This is a genomic window from Roseovarius sp. YIN77 (genome assembly GCF_057219155.1).
Genome location: NZ_JBXVVI010000001.1, coordinates 629,951 through 646,918, shown reverse-complemented (window position 1 = coordinate 646,918; position 16,968 = coordinate 629,951). Strand labels below are relative to the sequence as shown.

The window sequence follows — 16,968 nt, the reverse complement described above, 5'->3', positions numbered from 1 at the left end:
AGGGGGCGCAGGCGCTGCGCCCCCGATAAAAGCCAAAAAAGGCTGACAGAATGTACGAAGACAGGGGAAAATCATGAGCGACGCCAAAGCGACCGGACCCGTATTATCCGCAGACGGCACGCCACTCAAACGCAGTCTTTCACGCGCGCTTAGGCGCGAAAAACTGCGAGCATTGATGTTGATTGCGCCGCTTTTGCTTTTCATTCTGATTACTTTCATCATGCCGATCACGGATATGCTGTTCCGGTCGGTGGAAAACTCAATTGTCGAGAATACACTTCCACGGACAGTCGTGATCCTAGACAACTGGGATGAAAACTCTGGGGAAGCTCCTGACGAAGCAGTGTTCAGAGCCTTCGCGGAAGATATGCAGGTCGCGGTAGAGGCAAAAATACACACGCGATTGGGATCGCGACTGAATTATGAAATGACGGGCATTTCTTCTCTGTTTCGAAAATCCGGTCGCAAGGTCAAGAATTGGGATCTGGAAACCGACGGCCCGTTCAAAGAGCAGTTTGCTGATATTGATGAGGATTGGGTTGATCCAGAAGTTTGGAAAGTCATCAAAACATTCTCTTCCAACTATACAAGCGGGTATTTTCTAAATTCGATTGACCGCCAGAAAACTGCCGATGGCATTCAGATGCGGGACGAAGATCAACAAATATACATCTTGTTGTTCAAGAGAACGTTGTTCATGTCGTTGGTGATCATGGGATCCTGCGTTCTGTTGGGGTATCCGATCGCATTCCTGTTGGCGAACCTGCCGTCGAAAACGTCGAACCTGTTGTTAATCTTAGTTCTGCTGCCGTTCTGGACATCGCTTCTGGTGCGGACATCAGCGTGGAAGGTGATGTTGCAGCAACAAGGTGTGATCAATGATACGCTGGTCTGGTTGGGGTTGGTTGATGATGCTTCTCGATTGGTGATGATCAACAACCAGTTCGGTACCATTGTGGCGATGACCCATATCCTGTTGCCCTTTATGATCTTGCCGCTGTATTCGGTGATGCAGACCATTCCGCCCAGCTACGTACGCGCGGCGAAATCGCTGGGGGCAACCAATTGGACGGCGTTTTGGCGGGTTTACTTCCCGCAGTCGGTGCCGGGGATAGGCGCGGGCTGTATCCTCGTCTTTATTCTGGCGATTGGTTACTACATCACGCCGGAACTGGTGGGTGGCACCAAGGGTGTCTTTATCTCGAACCGGATTGCCTATCACATCTCCAGCTCTTTGAACTGGGGTCTGGCTGCGGCTTTGGGAACGATCCTATTGGTCGCCGTTTTGGCGCTCTACTGGGTCTATGACAAGATTGTCGGCATCGATAACGTGAAGCTGGGGTAAGAAACATGGCAAAACTACTTTCCGAAATTCCGACCCCCAGCCTGACCGGCTTTATCCTGCCATTGATGGCAGGGGCAGGGGCCCTTGGTGGCTATCTGGTCGGCACCGCGAACCAAAACCCGTTTATGGGGGTGATCGGCGGTATCATCCTGGCGGCAGCGCTGGGTTATGTTCTGATCACAATGGTGCCAAGCCGGGCCTTGGGAAGGCTGGGATCTGCCGCTGTTCTGGCCATTGCCGGGCTGCTCTTGGGCGGCTTTGCCGGCTTTGTTGTGGGTACAATCTTTGGTCTGATCTACAGCTGGTTTGCCTATTGGCTGCATTCAGGGGATTACCGCCGCAGTGTGCCGATCTATGCCACGTCGGGCGATGTTCTGTGGCACAACACATTCCGTTTGATCTGTGGTGTGATCTTCTTCTTCCTGATCACACCAATCGTCGTCGTGATGCCCCTCAGCTTCAACGCGCAGGATTTCTTTACCTTCACGCCGGAAATGCTGGCCTTTGATCCGGCGGGTTATTCGTTGAAGCACTACCGCGACTTCTTTACCAATTCTGATTGGCAGCACGCGTTGAAGAACTCTTTCACCATCGCGCCAATGGCGACAATTCTGTCGGTCAGCTTTGGAACACTGGCCGCAATTGGCCTGAGCCAGGATCACGTGCCGTTCCGTCGGGCGATCATGGCGATCCTGATCTCGCCAATGATCGTGCCGTTGATCATTTCGGCCGCTGGTATGTTCTTCTTCTACTCTCGTATCGGCCTGCAGGGCGAATATATCGGTGTCGTTCTGGCCCATGCTGCCTTGGGTATTCCCTTTGTGATTATCACAGTGACGGCCACGTTGGTCGGGTTTGACCGCAGCCTGACACGCGCTTCGGCCAATATGGGGGCAGGGCCTGTGCGCACCTTCTTCAAGGTGCAGATGCCGCTGATCCTGCCGGGTGTGATTTCGGGTGGCCTGTTTGCCTTTATCACCTCGTTTGACGAGGTTGTGGTGGTGCTCTTTGTTGGGTCCTCTGGCCAGAAAACGCTGCCATGGCAGATGTTCACAGGCCTGCGCGAACAGATCAGCCCAACTATTCTGGCTGTGGCGACCATTCTGGTGGCGATCTCCATATGTCTGTTGACCACAGTTGAGCTGCTGCGCCGCCGGTCAGAGCGTTTGCGCGGTATTACGCCAAGCTGAGCCAACACACCATCAAAATACCAAAGGGCCCGGACCGATGGTTCGGGCTTTTGCTTGTCTGGCATACAAAAATTATTGACCGAATCCGCTACTGTTCATATTCCTTCGCCTATGACAGATGCTGCGATGGCGTCGCGGCCCGGTCCCCTGTCATGGTCACGCCAGTGACCTGCCGTCCTGAACGCCGGGACGTGTAGCCGGGCACCAAAACTTGTCCGGCAGTGGACAAGGAAATTGACACATGAAAGATATGGTAACTCGGCCTGAATTCTTCACCTGCCACAATGGTGAAAAGGCGCCGCTTCCCTTTAGTCACACAGAATATGATCGTCGTCTGGGCAATCTGCGCGCCATCATGGCGGCCAAGGATATCCCGGCCGTACTGCTGACCAGCATGCACAATGTCGCGTATTATTCGGGTTTTCTGTATTGCGGCTTTGGCAGGCCTTATGGCTGTGTGGTCACACAGGAGGCCTGCACCACCGTTTCTGCCAATATCGATGCGGGCCAACCCTGGCGCCGGTCGGTTGCGGACAACGTGATCTTTACCGACTGGAAGCGCGACAATTACTGGCGTGCCGTTCAATCGCTGATCGGTGGGGCAACCCGGATCGGGATTGAAGCCGACCACCTGACACTGGCCTTGCGCGACACGGCGGTAAAAATGCTGGGCAATCCGCAACTGGTCGACATCGCGCCCGACACCATGACCAGCCGCATGGTTAAATCGGCAGAGGAAATCGCGCTGATCCGCGAGGGCGCCCGGATTGCTGATGTGGGCGGTGCCGCCGTCCGCGACGCGATCCGCGAAGGCACACGAGAGATTGACGTGGCCATGGCCGGTCGCGACGCGATGGAGCTGGAAATATCTCGCGCCCACCCCGATAGCGAACTGCGCGACAGCTGGGTGTGGTTCCAGTCGGGGATCAACACGGACGGGGCGCACAACCCTGTGACAACTCGCAAGCTGGAACGCGGCGACATCCTGTCGATGAACACCTTCCCGATGATTTCCGGCTACTACACGGCGCTTGAGCGCACCCTGTTTGTGGGCGAGGCCAATACAGACAGCCTGCGCATCTGGAAAGCCAATGTCGCCGCACATGAGCTGGGCCTGAGCCTGATCAAACCCGGCGCCACCTGTTCTGGCATCTGCGAAGAACTGAACCGGTTCTTTGCTGACGAGGGGTTACTGCAGTACCGCTCCTTCGGCTATGGTCATTCTTTCGGTGTTCTCAGCCACTATTATGGCCGCGAGGCCGGGCTGGAGCTGCGCGAAGATATCGACACAGTGTTGGAACCGGGCATGGTGGTGTCGATGGAGCCGATGCTGTGGGTGCCCGAGGGCCAACCCGGTGCCGGCGGCTACCGCGAGCACGACATTCTGGTTGTGGGCGAAGATGGGGCCGAGAACATCACCGGCTTCCCCTATGGGCCGGAACACAACATCATCGGTTAGTTCGCAACCTTGTGACGCGACCCTAGGGCGGGCCGATTTTTCGGCCCGCCAACTATATATAAGCCCTTTCACAGCCGCAAAAAATCACCGATCAAGGGGACAATGTTGCGGATTTCCCCGTTTTGCCCTGATAAACAGCCCTCATATGCCGATGGTGACGCTATCAGCGATGTTTTTGCGCTTGGGTTTCTGCACCTGCAAATGCTAAAGAACCCGCGGTTGACCAAGGGAGTGGCCAGAAATGCTCGACATCACGCATATCCGCGAAACTCTGCCTCAGATCTATGATCTGGCGCCGTCCGTGGAAAAGGCCGAGGCGACAGCGGATATTTATAAAACCATGTCGCGGGTCGTGCCCCCAGCAGACTGGGCGATCTATGCGCCCTATGTGATCGCGATCAACAAGCTGAAGCAGGAAAAGAACGCTGTTATTCTGGCCCATAACTATATGACGCCCGAAATTTACCACGGCATTTCCGATTTCGTGGGCGATAGCCTAGCGCTGGCGATCAAGGCGACAGAGGTTGAACAGGACATCATCGTGCAATGCGGTGTGCATTTCATGGCGGAAACGTCGAAAATCCTGAACCCGATCAAAACCGTGCTGATCCCGGATGCGGCAGCGGGCTGTTCGCTGGCCGAATCCATCACTGCCGAAGGTATCGCAGAAATGCGCGCCAATTACCCCGGCGCGCCGGTTGTGTCCTATGTGAACACCACGGCAGAGGTGAAAGCCGCCTCTGACATTTGCTGCACCTCTGCCAATGCCGTGCAGATCGTCGATGCGATGGACAGCGACACTGTGATCATGACCCCGGATCAATTTCTGGCCCAAAACGTTGCCAATCAGTCAAAGAAAAAAGTCGTCTGGTGGGCAGGGTCCTGCATCGTGCACGAACTTTACACCGCAGAGGATCTGCGCGCATACCGTGAATTGCACCCGGAAACCAAGATCATCGCGCATCCAGAATGCACGCCCGATGTGGTGGCAGAGGCCGATTTCACCGGATCGACCGGCGGGATCGTTGACTGGATTCATCAGCACAAACCCAAAGAGGCGATGCTGGTCACCGAATGTTCAATGGCGTCCAACATCGCAGATGAACTGCCGGGTGTAGAGTTCGCCAAGCCCTGCAACATGTGCCCCTATATGAAAAAGATCACGCTGGAAAAAATCCTCTGGTCGCTGCACAGCGGTCAGGAAGAGGTCATCGTCGACCCGGCAGTGGCGGAAAAAGCCCGCGATGCGGTGCAAAAGATGATCGACCTCAGCCGTAAATTGGGGCTCTGACACCGGTGACGGATGCCATCCACACGGATCGTGTCATCATCGTAGGCGCGGGGATGGGGGCGCTTTACGCCGCACTGAAACTTGCGCCGCGCCCGGTTTTGGTGATCTCTCCTGAAAATCTGGGGACGGGGGCAAGCTCTGCCTGGGCGCAGGGCGGTGTGGCTGCCGCCATGGCACACGGTGACAGCCCCGATGCCCATGCGCGTGATACGATCACTGCCGGGGCCGGGACAGTGGACGCCTCTGTCGCTCATTCGGTGACGGAAGAGGCCCGCGCCCATATCCTTGACCTGACATCTCTGGGAACACCTTTTGATCGGGACGCTGACGGAAAATATGTGCTGTCACGAGAGGCCGCGCATTCCTTTGCCCGCGTCGTGCGCGTTCGGGGTGATCAGGCGGGACGAGAGATCATGGATGCCCTGATCGAAGAGGTTCGTGAAACCCCATCTGTTCAGGTGTTGGAGGATGTTCTGGCCTCTGGTTTGGAGATGTCGGACGGGCGGGTCACGGGTGTCTGGCTGGAATCAGCCATTGAAACGGCACCGACACAGCCGGTTCTGGTTTGCGGGGCAGCGCATCTGTTGGCGGGCGGCGGATCCGGCGGGCTTTATGCCGTGACCACCAACCCACCGCGCATTCGCGGGCAGGTGATTGGCATGGCGGCCCGCGCTGGCGCTGAAATCGCCGACCCGGAATTTGTGCAGTTTCACCCGACCGCCTTTGACATAGGCGAGGATCCCGCGCCCCTGGCGACAGAGGCGTTGCGCGGCGAGGGGGCGATCCTGATCAATGCGGCGGGTCAACGTTTCATGCAATCGGTGCATCCCGACGCCGAGCTTGCCCCGCGTGACATCGTGGCCCGTGCGATCTTTGCCGAATGGCAGGCGGGGCGGCGACCGATGCTGGACACGCGCACGGCCATCGGGGCAGAGATTACCAACCATTTCCCGGCAGCGGCAGAGGCCTGCGCCCGTGCGGGTATAGACCCAGTGACCGAAACGATCCCGGTTGCCGCGGCTGCGCACTATCATATGGGCGGCATATCGGCAGATGAGGATGGGCGTACTAGCCTTTCAAACCTCTGGGTGTGTGGGGAGGCAAGCTCCACCGGCTTGCATGGCGCAAACCGTCTGGCCTCTAACGGGTTGTTGGAGGCGCTGGTTTACGCCCGACGTGCCGCGTTGGATATCGCTGCGGGTTTGGATGTGGCGGCAGACAGCCCAGAGATCGCGATCTCCTTCGCGCCTACCTCACCCGTTGTCGATGCAACGGCAATCAAGACATTGCGTGACACGATGACGGCCCATGTGGGTGTGGTGCGCACGGCAAAGGGGCTGAAAACGGCGTTGGCCACGATCGCCCAGCTGGAGGCTGAAACAACATCCGAAAGCTTCCGCAACATGACAGCGACGGCGACCCTGATTACGGCTGCGGCCCTGCAGCGAGAAGAATCCCGTGGCGGCCATTGCCGGCAGGATTTCCCTGACACCAATCCCGATCTTGCACACCGGACCCGAATGACCTTGATTCAGGCCATCGCCATCCGTGACACAGTGACAAAGGAACTGGCATGACAGACAGACCCGCCCCGAACCGCCTGCCTGACCTGATGCTCGAACCGCTCGTGCGTGCGGCGCTGGCCGAGGATCTGGGCAATTACGGCGATATCACCACCCGCACCGTGATCCCGTCGGGCGCTACCTATTCGGCCCGCCTGAACGCGCGCCAGCCCGGCATCGTGTCGGGTGTTCAGATCGCAGAGATCGCCTTTCGTCTGGTTGATCCCAGCCTCAAGATCACCACGCTCTTGCCGGATGGCAGCACGGTTGCACCCGGTGATACGGTAATGACGATCGAGGGCTCCGCCGCCGCGATCCTGTCAGCCGAACGCGTGGCGCTGAACTTTGCCGGTCGGCTGTCGGGCATCGCCACACTGACCGCCGCATTCGTGGCCGAAACGCGCGGCACCCACACCCGCGTCACCTGCACCCGCAAGACCACACCGGGGCTGCGGCTGGTGGAAAAACAGGCCGTCCTGCATGGCGGGGGATTTAACCACCGTGTGGGCCTGTCTGATGCAATCCTGATCAAGGACAACCACATCGCCGCCGCTGGCGGCATCCGTCAGGTGCTGGAGGCGGTGAAGGCATCGGCCTCGCACATGATCCGGGTGGAGATTGAGGTTGACCGTCTGGATCAACTGGATGAAGTTTTGACGGTCGGTGGCGCCGATGTCGTGATGCTGGACAATTTCGACACCCCCTCACTCGCAGAGGCCGTGGCCCGCATGAAAGGGCAGATCGTGACCGAAGCTTCTGGTAACATGTCGCTGCCCCGCATTGCCGAAGTTGCCGCCACGGGTGTGGATTACATCAGCGTTGGTGCGCTCACCCATTCCGCCAAAGTGCTTGATCTGGGTCTGGATTTTTAACCCGACTAACCTATTTCCGCGTCGCCTCATGTTCCAGTCTTTGGCTGGCAATAGCTTCGTTCTGCTCGGCCGTCTTCAGATCGCTTAGGCATTGATATACGTGATCAAGATGGCGTTCTACCGCCGCGCGGGCGGCATCTGGATAGCGGCTTTGCAGGGCGTCATTTATGGCGCTGTGCTGATCCAATAGCTGATCGCGGGTTGCGCGGTGCCCAAACATGGATCTGCGATTATAGAAAACTCCCTTGCGCAGCATATCGAACATGGATCGCATCATATGCAGCATCACAACATTATGGCTGGCCTCCAGAATCGCCATGTGAAACGCGGCATCCAGCTCTGCTTCCTTTTCCGGGTCATTTTTGTCGTGGGCGGCTTCCATCTTGGCAAAGATGGTATCGATCACCTTTAGATCGGTGGCAGAGGCATGGCTGGCCGCGCGCTGTGCCGCAAGTGCCTCCATATCCCGGCGGAAGGTCAGATAATCAAAAACAGCCTCATCATGTTTGGAAAACAGTTCGATCAATGCAGGTGAAAACGCAGATCCCAGCACATCAGCAACAAAGATGCCGGAATTGGCGCGGCTGTCCAAAAGCCCCCGATCCTGCAGCTCTGCAATGGCCGCGCGTAACGAGGGCCGCGACACGCCCATCCGCTCTGCCAGAACCCGTTCTGCAGGCAGTCGTTCGCCGGGGTGCAGGATGCCGCGCAGGATCAGCTTTTCGATCTGATCAACGACACTATCAGAGAGCTTTTGGGAATGAACCGGATGAAAGGGCATGATGATCCTGTATGATTTGGTAAAATCATATGACCAGTTCGGTGGATCGGCAATAAAAAAGGCCGGGAAACCGCGGCCTTTCCAATTGGTTCTATCCGATCAGTTGGTCGGACGTATGACAATCTCGACCCGCCGGTTCTGGGCGCGACCCTCTGCCGACAGGTTAGAGGCAATTGGTTCATTCTCACCCCGACCATAAGACCGGACGCGGTAATTGGACACGCCAGAGTCCAGCAATACCCCCGCCACAGCACCGGCGCGGCGCGACGACAGATCCTGATTATAGGCGGCACTGCCGGTATTGTCAGTGTGGCCGATGACATCCACAGTGGTGTCTGGATAATCCTGCAGATTGGATGCAAGAATACGCAGATCATCACGCAAATCTGAGCGGACATAGGTGCTGTCGATTTCAAACAGGATGTCCTGCGGCATGGTCACAATCAGTTCGGAACCTGTGTTTTCAATCCCAATCCGGTCATCGCCGATGTCGCGACGCAGCTCTTGGGCTTGCTTGTCCAGCTGATTGCCGATCAACGCACCGGCACCGGCACCGATCGCCCCGCCAATAACGGCGTTCTTAAACCGATCGCTACCGCTTTCACGGGTGCCGCCCAGAACAGCACCAATAGCCCCACCAATCAGGGCACCATCGGTTGTGCGGTTGCGCTCGCCGCTGTCATAGGCGCCGGGATCCGCACAGGCGGTCAGCATCATCATGGCAGAGGTGCTCAGCAACAGGGGATATTTTGCTCGAATCATCGTGTACTCACTTTTTGCACATTGTGTCGTTCGATGATCTAGATAGGGCAAAGCGGCGTGTTATCGAATATCAAAGCGTTGTTTTTCGATGTCGCGGCGCAATTATGCCGATTATCCGGCCAATGCGTCCTCTCTTGCACCCTCCCAAGCCAGCAAGGCCCGTTTGACAGGCAAACCCCAGTGATAACCGCCCAGTGCCCCGGATTTACGCAGCGCGCGGTGACACGGGATCAGCCAACTGACCGGATTGCGCCCCACAGCAGTACCGACGGCACGAACGGCACGCGGATTGCCGATGGATTGGGCAATTTCGGAATAAGTGGTGACGTGGCCTGATGGGATTTGCAACAAGGCCTCCCACACTTTGATCTGCAGGGGCGATCCGATCAGTGTCAGCCGGGTTTCGGTGCCCTCAATCGCCCCACTGATCCACGGGCGCAGAATATCAGCATCCTCGATGAATTGCGCGTTTGGCCAGCGCGAGGTCATATCCCCCATCGCGTGATCACGCCCGCATTCAGAGGTAAAGGCCAACCCGCACAGCCCCTTATCTGTGCCCATCGCCAGCATCTCGCCAAAGGGGCCATCAAACCAGCCCCAGCGGATCGTCAACCCTTCGCCCTTGGCAGCGTAGGTGCCGGGGCTCATCGCTTCCCACCGGATGAAAAGATCATGCAACCGACCGCTGCCGGACAATCCGGTTTCGTGGGCGGTTCCCAAAATGGTCATCCGGTCCTGCAACAACTGTTTGGCATGGTTCAGGGTCAGGTATTGCTGATAGCGTTTGGGCGACACGCCCACCCAGCGGCTGAAGACGCGTTGAAAATGTGCGGGGCTCATCTGCATCCGCTGGGCCAAGTCGTTCAGCGACATCTGTGGCCCGCCAGCGTCGATCTCATCCAGCGCCCGGCGGATCAGTTGAAAGTGATAGCTGTTCTCTGTGCTCATCCGTGCCTCCGTTTGATCAAAGGATAAGCAGTTGCCTCATGTGATGCGACCCGAAAGCTGCGGTTTGGTCGGGGCAAATTCACACTGTCGCGCTGCAGTCGGAATACCGACGCAATACCGACACGCCATTTTTGACGTTATTGACAGGGCAGGGGATAGACTCATGCACCGCCCCGGTGCATATCGGGGCATGGCCAAACAACTCGATTATCAGACTATTTTCGAAATTTTCACCCGCTTCCAAGCGGCCGAACCAGAGCCCAAGGGCGAGCTGGACCATACCAACGCCTATACGTTGGTGGTGGCGGTCGCCCTGTCCGCACAAGCCACCGACGTGGGCGTCAACAAAGCCACGAAAGAGCTGTTCAAAATCGCTGATACACCGGAAAAAATGCTGGAATTGGGTGAGGACGTCTTGATCCAACATATTAAAACCATTGGCCTTTTTCGACAGAAGGCCAAAAATGTGATGAAGCTAAGCCGCATTCTGGTGGACGATTACGGCGGGCAGGTCCCGTCCTCCCGCGCGGCCCTGCAATCCCTGCCTGGGGTGGGCCGTAAGACGGCAAATGTGGTTTTGAACATGTGGTGGGGCCAGCCCGCGCAAGCGGTCGATACGCACATCTTTCGCATTGGCAACCGCACCGGCATCGCACCGGGCAAGGATGTGAACGCAGTTGAACGCGCCATCGAAGACAATACTCCCGCGGAATTTCAACACCATGCACATCACTGGCTGATCCTGCACGGCCGCTATATCTGCAAGGCCCGCAAGCCCAGTTGCGGCAATTGTCTGATCCGCGACATCTGCCCTTTTGAGGATAAAAACTTATGAGCAAACGTTTTCAGGTCGTTGGTATAGGGAACGCCGTCGTCGATGTTTTTTCGCAATCTGACGATAGTTTTCTGGAACTGATGGGTATCCAAAAAGGCATCATGCAACTGGTCGAACGGGAACGGGGTGAATTGCTCTATGGTGCAATGACAAACCGCACCCAGGCCCCAGGGGGATCGGTGGCCAACACATTGGCAGGATTGGGAAATTTGGGCCTGCGCACCGGATTTGTGGGCCGGGTCCATGATGATGCACTGGGCCGTTTCTACGCCAACGAAATGGAACATGATGGCACTTCTTTCGTGAATGAGCCAGATCCAGAGGGGGAATTGCCTACCTCTCGCAGCATGATCTTTGTCTCGCCGGATGGGGAGCGGTCGATGAATACCTATCTGGGTATTTCGTCAGAGTTGGGCCCTGAACATGTATCAGACGATGTGATCGGCGCAGCAGAGATTCTGTTTCTTGAAGGCTACCTTTACGACAAACTTGCCGGCAAACAGGCCTTTGAACGCGCGGCCCATCTGTGCCGTCAGGCAGGGGGTAAGGCCGGAATTGCCTTATCAGATCCATTTTGTGTAGATCGCCATCGCGGCGATTTCCGGCGTCTTGTCAAAGAGTTGGACTATGTGATCGGGAATGAGCACGAATGGGAATCGCTTTATCAAACTGATTTGTCATCAGCGTTGGAGCAGGCTGCTGAGGAGTCCGGGCTGATCGTTTGCACGCGCTCCGGCCACGATGTTGTCTTGCTGAAGGGGGAAAAACAGGCCGTGGTACCGGTTGATGAAATCGTCCCTGTGGATGCAACGGGGGCAGGTGACCAATTCGCGGCCGGGTTCCTATATGGTTTCGCGACAGGCCAACGGCTGGAGATCTGCGGGCGCATGGGGTGTGCTGCCGCGTCCGAGGTCATCAGCCATTTTGGTGCCCGCCCACATGCAGATCTCAAGCAACTGTTCAAAGCCCAAGGTCTGATATGATCATGGAATGGCGTCTTAATATCCGAGAAAGTCAGGAAACATCCTGAATTTCAAAGTCGTGTGTCACCTCTGCCATGGCCGCCATCATGGCCGAGGCTGAACAATATTTGTCAACAGACAGGGAAATCGCCCGCTCCACATGCTTGGGATCAACCTTGCGGCCTTTGACAATGAAATGCAGGTGGATGCGAGTAAACACCTTGGGGTCGGTTTCGGCGCGATCTGCATCCAGTTCAACGATCACGTCGTCGATGTCCTGCCGGGTTTTTTCAAGGATCGCAACGACATCAAAGGCAGAGCATCCGCCTGTTCCGATCAGAAGCAATTCCATCGCGCTGGGGCCGGGGGTGACCTCGGCCGATCCTTTGGTGCCAAACACAATCGAATGTCCGGTGCCAGATGTGCCAATAAATCTGCGATCGTCGGCCCAGGATACGGTTGCTTTCATGGGTATATCCTTATCTACGCGTTCCAATCAGGCTTTATCGCAGCTTTGATCAGATCGCCAGCCGCATTCCATCCCGATCGGTTGTGAATGTCAGGTCAGATAATCCAACCACGGGGATTGTTCAGCTATCATGTGATCCACAAGCGTGGGAATGTTTTTTGCCGTGCCGACAACCGGATCAACAAGTAGCGCCTGAACAACCAAGTCCTTTGATCGTTCCAACACCGCCAAGGCAGACAATTCGTGAATGCCGATCTGGTTGGTCAAGAGCCCCTTGATCCCGGGTGGAAGCGTCATTTGTACGCCCGTAATGCCAGTTTTTCCGACCATCGCAGGAACTTCGACAGCAATCCACTCTGGCAAATCTGCGATCAATTGTCCTTTGTTCGGGATGTTAACGGCGGGCTCTTCGTATATTTCCCCCGTCACCATCGCCTCTATCATCGGTACAATCCGTTCGTGGAGTTGATCAGAAATCTTTGGTTCGCGTTCCCCCAGAAGCAATTTGTAAAAGGTGAAAAACCCAAGGATGCCCTGATGATCGGCGACGTCGTGGGCCCATGGGATGTATTCCCCAAAGTGACTGTCTGTGGTGATTGGAAGATATCCAAATTTTTCAAACACCTCTTTGAACAACCAGTGATCCGACCAGGGACGCGATGCTTTCACCGTAGATCGATCCACCTTCATCCAACCTTCTGTATTCATCAGGTGGCCGGACTGACGCCAAGCCTCGAGATGTTCGTAATATCCGGCGCGGGCTTCGTAATATGCAGCGGCTTTGGCGCGCACATCAGGATAGGCGTCTTCGCCGCTGTCTGCGTAATGAACATCCGTCAGAACCGAAAAATGGTTCAAACCAGCGGCACGATATTTGATGTTCTCGCGTGGCTGGCCCAAGATCTTCGGCAATCCGTTTTCCAAAGACGCGATTTCATGGCACATGCCCACAAATTTCAAATCAGGGAAGGCGCGGTGCACTGTTGTGCAAATCCGGCTCATCGGGTTGGAGAAATTGAAAACCGTGGCAGCTGGTGCAACCTCGGAAATCGTTCGGCAGATATCCAGAATTGGTGGAATGATGCGCAGGCTGTGAAACAAACCCCCGGGCCCGCCATTTTCGCCATAAACTTGTGGAATTCCATATTGTTGCGGGATTTTCCAATCCATTTCCCATAGGGCAAATCGATCTCCAACCTCGATGGAAATGACAATGTAATCGGCCCCGGTGACGGCGCGCTTCAAATCGGGTTCAGACGACAGTTTGAAATCCAAATTCTTGTCAGCCACATAATCCAGTCCGACTTTCAGAACCCGATTTGCCGCCCCGATGTTGATGTCGTGAAGAATGATTTCCGCGCCCGACAACGTGCGGGACTGAAAGATATCGCCCAACATGCCGGTGCCAAACTGTAAGCTACCAGCGCCAATTAGTGCTATTCTTGTCATTTTCTACCCACTCAATACACCTGCCTCGCAACGGGTAGCTTGGCGTGGTCCCTTCGCTTTTTCAACACGCTGATGGTGCGCGGATCGATTTAGTCACCGAGTTTTGCGTGAACCTCGTTCAAATCAATCTCTGCAATCGGGTTTTTGTTGGCCGGATCAGCGAAGTCATACTTGAACAGATCGAAATCCTGTTTGTAGATTTCGTACATCAGATGCATCGACAGATCGTCAAAATAGTCCTGTACAGGATGCGCGCGTTTTGGGCCGTGCCCCTCTGATTCATTGAATCTGGGAATATTGTTCAATGAAATTGGTTTTTTGATATTCGTATTGTTCAGAACGCCTTGCATCCCGCTGTTAAAGTTTTCTGTCCAAAAAATCTGATCATATCGCCCACCATTCATGATGAATGTCGATATGTGCCCTGACATCGAGGACCAGTGGATATCCGGGTCCATTGGTTTGCGCCAACGGATGGTATCGCGCGCGAATAGTAGAAATCTGCGAAAGCTTTTGATCTGGTCGAAATCATCGCGCCCGTCGTCACCGCCAACGTCGATCCCGTATTTTTGAATGAGTGTCGGCACCAAATTCCCACGATATCGGCGTCCATTGCGTTGAATGCCGCAAATCTTGTCAAAGAACGAACTCAGTATCCGTGTGTAGGGATTACGCACGCATGTGAAAGTGTAGGATCTGTGGGCCGCTACATTGTCGGTGATTGGCTGTTGACTATGATCCTGCGCCCATTTGTGCAGACCTTGGGTCGCATCATGGATGTCCCCGTCAAAAAACTCTCCATGGTCAGAATAATACATGATCTGGCCAATGGTCGAACACGCGCATTTTGGCACGACCCGATAGACCATGCTTTCACTTTCAGTCATCCAAATGCCGGGAAAACCCATAAAAACAAGACCCCTAAACCCATTAAAACCGCTGTTGCGGTGCTTTCTAAATGCTTGTGGGTGAAAAAGACCAAAGATTGAGTGTTTTTTCAATCGGTCTTTGATAGTTCAGGTCATATAGTTAAACGGGGCAGCAAGCTCAGGCGGGGTAATGGCAAGAATAGCGTTCATATTATTATGCCACAAAAACCCGGATGCTATTGTTGCGCAGGCGCGTCAGTTGACGGCCGCGGGTGATTACATTTCCATTCACTTCGATGCGCGATCGGGGCAGGAAGATTTTCGCCGGATCGAAGTAGCCCTTGCAGACAATCCCAATGTCGTACTGGTCAAGAACCGGGTGCAATGCGGTTGGGGGGAGTGGTCCTTGGTCAAGGCCACGCTGCGCGCGATCCAACTGGCCGCCAAACGTTTCCCTAGAGCCACGCATTTCTACATGCTGTCGGGCGATTGCATGGCGATCAAGCCTGCGAAATATGCGCGTGATTTGCTGGATTCTGACGATGCCGATTACATAGAATGTCATGATTTTCACAACAGTGACTGGATCAAAACCGGGCTGAAGGAAGATCGCCTAATCTATCGACATTTCTTCAACGAACGGACGCAGAAAAAACTGTTCTATCTTTCCTTTAGTTTGCAAAAAAGACTTAGGTTGCAACGGAAAATTCCAAGTGATTTCAGAATGATGATCGGCAGCCAATGGTGTTGCCTGCGTCGGCGAACGGTAGAGGCAATTTTGGAGTTTATTGAAATCCGGCCTGATGTCATCAGGTATTTCAAAACCACTTGGATCCCGGACGAGACATTTTTTCAGACATTGGCAAGGCATCTGGTTCCCGATGTTGAAATCCGCAACCGGACACTGACATTTTTGATGTTTTCCGATTATGGAATGCCAGTCACGTTTTACAATGATCACTATGATTTACTGCTGGGTCAGGATTATCTATTTGCCCGTAAAATCAGCCCCCAGGCGCATGAATTGAAAGACCGTCTTGGGCAGCTATACGCGGATAAAGATGCGTCGATCAATATCTCCGGCGAAGGGCGTGGTCTCTATGCCTTTCTCAGCCAGCGCGGGCGTGTTGGCGAACGCTTTGGCCCGCGTTTCTGGGAGAATTTTGGCAGCCTTGGGCGCGACCGCGAATTGCTGATTGTGGTGTGTAAAAAATGGCACGTGGCAAAACGACTGGTGGAGCGTATTCAGCAGATGACCAATTTGGTGGCGCTGGAATACGTCTTTGATGAAGAGGCAGCACAACTGCCTGATCTTGGCGGGATCGAAAAAACCATCCTGAAACGAAGCCGCCACAGGCGGGCGCTGACATGGATGCTGTTTGATTTTTATCAGACCGATCGAATGATCATCTGCATGGATCCGGCCAATATGGACTTGTTCCGGGACTTTTATTCGGATCGGTCAAAAGCGCGGATGCTGGAAATAGAGTGCAAGTTTTCGGATGACTATCTGGAAGGGCACGCAAAGCGCGTGGGGCTCGCGTCTGAAGAATCCTCGGCTTCGGTTTTGTCGCCCTTGCTGCCGGTCATCCGAAATCAGGTCATGTCAGAGATGGATCAGTTGCGTGATGCAGGCTTTCCTGATCACTTCCGCATGAGAGAGGACGCTGGTTTAGAAGAAAATGCAAATTCGCTTGCCCAGTTCCTGCATATTCCGCAAAACAGGGCGCAAGAGATTGCATCAATCGAACATCTGTTTTCCGACTAGGGGGAAAAATGGCTTACAGCTATGACGATCAGAACATTTTCGCGAAGATTTTGCGTGGGGAAATCCCCAACTCCACCGTTTTGGAAACCGAACATACATTGGCCTTTCGCGATATTGCACCACAGGCCCCGGACCATGTTGTCGTCATCCCCAAGGGCGCATATGTGAACTATGATCACTTTGCTCAACAGGCATCAGATGCAGAGATCGCGGATTTTACACGTAGCATCGGGGCGATTTGCGTGGAACTGGGGCTGGAGCCCGGAAATGATGGCGCTGGGTATCGCCTGATCACCAATTCAGGCGAACATGGGATGCAAGAGGTGCCGCATATGCATATTCATTTGCTGGCGGGCCGGGTTTTGGGGCCGATTTTGACGAAATAGCGGGCTGATTGCATCGCCCG

At 55.0% G+C, this 16,968-nt stretch carries 16 protein-coding genes; 10 read left to right on the top strand and 6 right to left on the bottom strand.

Annotated elements, in window-relative coordinates; genetic code table 11:
• Window positions 1-73: 73 nt before the first annotated feature.
• The 6 genes from AC2D8P_RS03130 (at window position 74) to nadC (ending at window position 7,719) form a co-directional block, all read left to right on the top strand.
• On the top strand, window positions 74-1,345 hold the full coding sequence (locus AC2D8P_RS03130) for an ABC transporter permease (protein WP_484700356.1): 1,272 nt from the start codon (window positions 74-76) through the stop codon (window positions 1,343-1,345).
• Window positions 1,346-1,350: 5 nt separating this feature from the next.
• On the top strand, window positions 1,351-2,535 hold the full coding sequence (locus tag AC2D8P_RS03125) for an ABC transporter permease (protein WP_484700354.1): 1,185 nt from the start codon (window positions 1,351-1,353) through the stop codon (window positions 2,533-2,535).
• A gap of 250 nt (window positions 2,536-2,785) precedes the next feature.
• Complete coding sequence (locus AC2D8P_RS03120; protein ID WP_484700598.1) at window positions 2,786-3,994, top strand: aminopeptidase P family protein; 1,209 nt, start codon at window positions 2,786-2,788, stop codon at window positions 3,992-3,994.
• A gap of 241 nt (window positions 3,995-4,235) precedes the next feature.
• Complete coding sequence (gene nadA / locus AC2D8P_RS03115) at window positions 4,236-5,285, top strand: quinolinate synthase NadA (RefSeq protein WP_484700352.1); 1,050 nt, start codon at window positions 4,236-4,238, stop codon at window positions 5,283-5,285.
• Window positions 5,286-5,338: 53 nt separating this feature from the next.
• A complete protein-coding gene (locus tag AC2D8P_RS03110; RefSeq protein ID WP_484700596.1) occupies window positions 5,339-6,862 on the top strand; it encodes an L-aspartate oxidase in 1,524 nt (507 codons plus the stop codon).
• Complete coding sequence (nadC, locus tag AC2D8P_RS03105; RefSeq protein ID WP_484700351.1) at window positions 6,859-7,719, top strand: carboxylating nicotinate-nucleotide diphosphorylase; 861 nt, start codon at window positions 6,859-6,861, stop codon at window positions 7,717-7,719. The genes AC2D8P_RS03110 and nadC overlap by 4 nt, the downstream gene beginning before the upstream one ends.
• A 10-nt stretch (window positions 7,720-7,729) precedes the next feature.
• Here the strand turns inward: nadC and AC2D8P_RS03100 are convergent, their stop codons facing one another.
• The 3 genes from AC2D8P_RS03100 to AC2D8P_RS03090 all read right to left on the bottom strand — a co-directional run bounded on the left by AC2D8P_RS03100 (window position 7,730) and on the right by AC2D8P_RS03090 (window position 10,210).
• The gene (locus AC2D8P_RS03100) at window positions 7,730-8,500 is read right to left on the bottom strand and encodes a FadR/GntR family transcriptional regulator (protein ID WP_484700349.1); all 771 of its coding nucleotides are present in this window, start codon (window positions 8,498-8,500) and stop codon (window positions 7,730-7,732) included.
• 99 nt (window positions 8,501-8,599) lie between these two features.
• Complete coding sequence (locus AC2D8P_RS03095) at window positions 8,600-9,262, bottom strand: YiaD family glycine zipper/OmpA-like lipoprotein (RefSeq protein WP_484700347.1); 663 nt, start codon at window positions 9,260-9,262, stop codon at window positions 8,600-8,602.
• Between the two features lie 111 nt (window positions 9,263-9,373).
• Window positions 9,374-10,210, bottom strand: coding sequence for a methylated-DNA--[protein]-cysteine S-methyltransferase (locus AC2D8P_RS03090; protein WP_484700345.1), 837 nt, complete (start codon window positions 10,208-10,210; stop codon window positions 9,374-9,376).
• Between the two features lie 190 nt (window positions 10,211-10,400).
• Between AC2D8P_RS03090 and nth the strand changes: the two genes are divergently transcribed.
• Both nth and AC2D8P_RS03080 read left to right on the top strand, forming a co-directional pair.
• A complete protein-coding gene (gene nth / locus AC2D8P_RS03085) occupies window positions 10,401-11,045 on the top strand; it encodes an endonuclease III (RefSeq protein WP_484700595.1) in 645 nt (214 codons plus the stop codon).
• Entirely contained in the window at window positions 11,042-12,028 is a 987-nt protein-coding gene (locus AC2D8P_RS03080) for an adenosine kinase (protein WP_484700344.1), read from the top strand. Before nth ends, AC2D8P_RS03080 begins: the two co-directional genes overlap by 4 nt.
• Window positions 12,029-12,059: 31 nt before the next feature.
• Here the strand turns inward: AC2D8P_RS03080 and AC2D8P_RS03075 are convergent, their stop codons facing one another.
• From AC2D8P_RS03075 to AC2D8P_RS03065, 3 genes are all read right to left on the bottom strand, one after another.
• A complete protein-coding gene (locus tag AC2D8P_RS03075) occupies window positions 12,060-12,476 on the bottom strand; it encodes an OsmC family protein (RefSeq protein ID WP_484700343.1) in 417 nt (138 codons plus the stop codon).
• 90 nt (window positions 12,477-12,566) lie between these two features.
• Window positions 12,567-13,925 (bottom strand): family 4 glycosyl hydrolase, encoded by a 1,359-nt coding sequence (locus AC2D8P_RS03070; RefSeq protein WP_484700341.1) that lies wholly within the window; start codon window positions 13,923-13,925, stop codon window positions 12,567-12,569.
• 89 nt (window positions 13,926-14,014) lie between these two features.
• On the bottom strand, window positions 14,015-14,833 hold the full coding sequence (locus AC2D8P_RS03065; protein ID WP_484700339.1) for a sulfotransferase family protein: 819 nt from the start codon (window positions 14,831-14,833) through the stop codon (window positions 14,015-14,017).
• 151 nt (window positions 14,834-14,984) lie between these two features.
• On the opposite strand from AC2D8P_RS03065, the gene AC2D8P_RS03060 reads away from it, so the two are divergent.
• Window positions 14,985-16,562 carry a DUF5928 domain-containing protein gene (locus AC2D8P_RS03060; protein WP_484700336.1) on the top strand — a complete coding sequence of 526 codons (1,578 nt, stop codon included), beginning with the start codon at window positions 14,985-14,987 and terminating at the stop codon, window positions 16,560-16,562.
• A gap of 8 nt (window positions 16,563-16,570) precedes the next feature.
• On the top strand, window positions 16,571-16,948 hold the full coding sequence (locus AC2D8P_RS03055; RefSeq protein ID WP_484700334.1) for an HIT domain-containing protein: 378 nt from the start codon (window positions 16,571-16,573) through the stop codon (window positions 16,946-16,948).
• The last annotated feature ends 20 nt before the right edge of the window (window positions 16,949-16,968 follow it).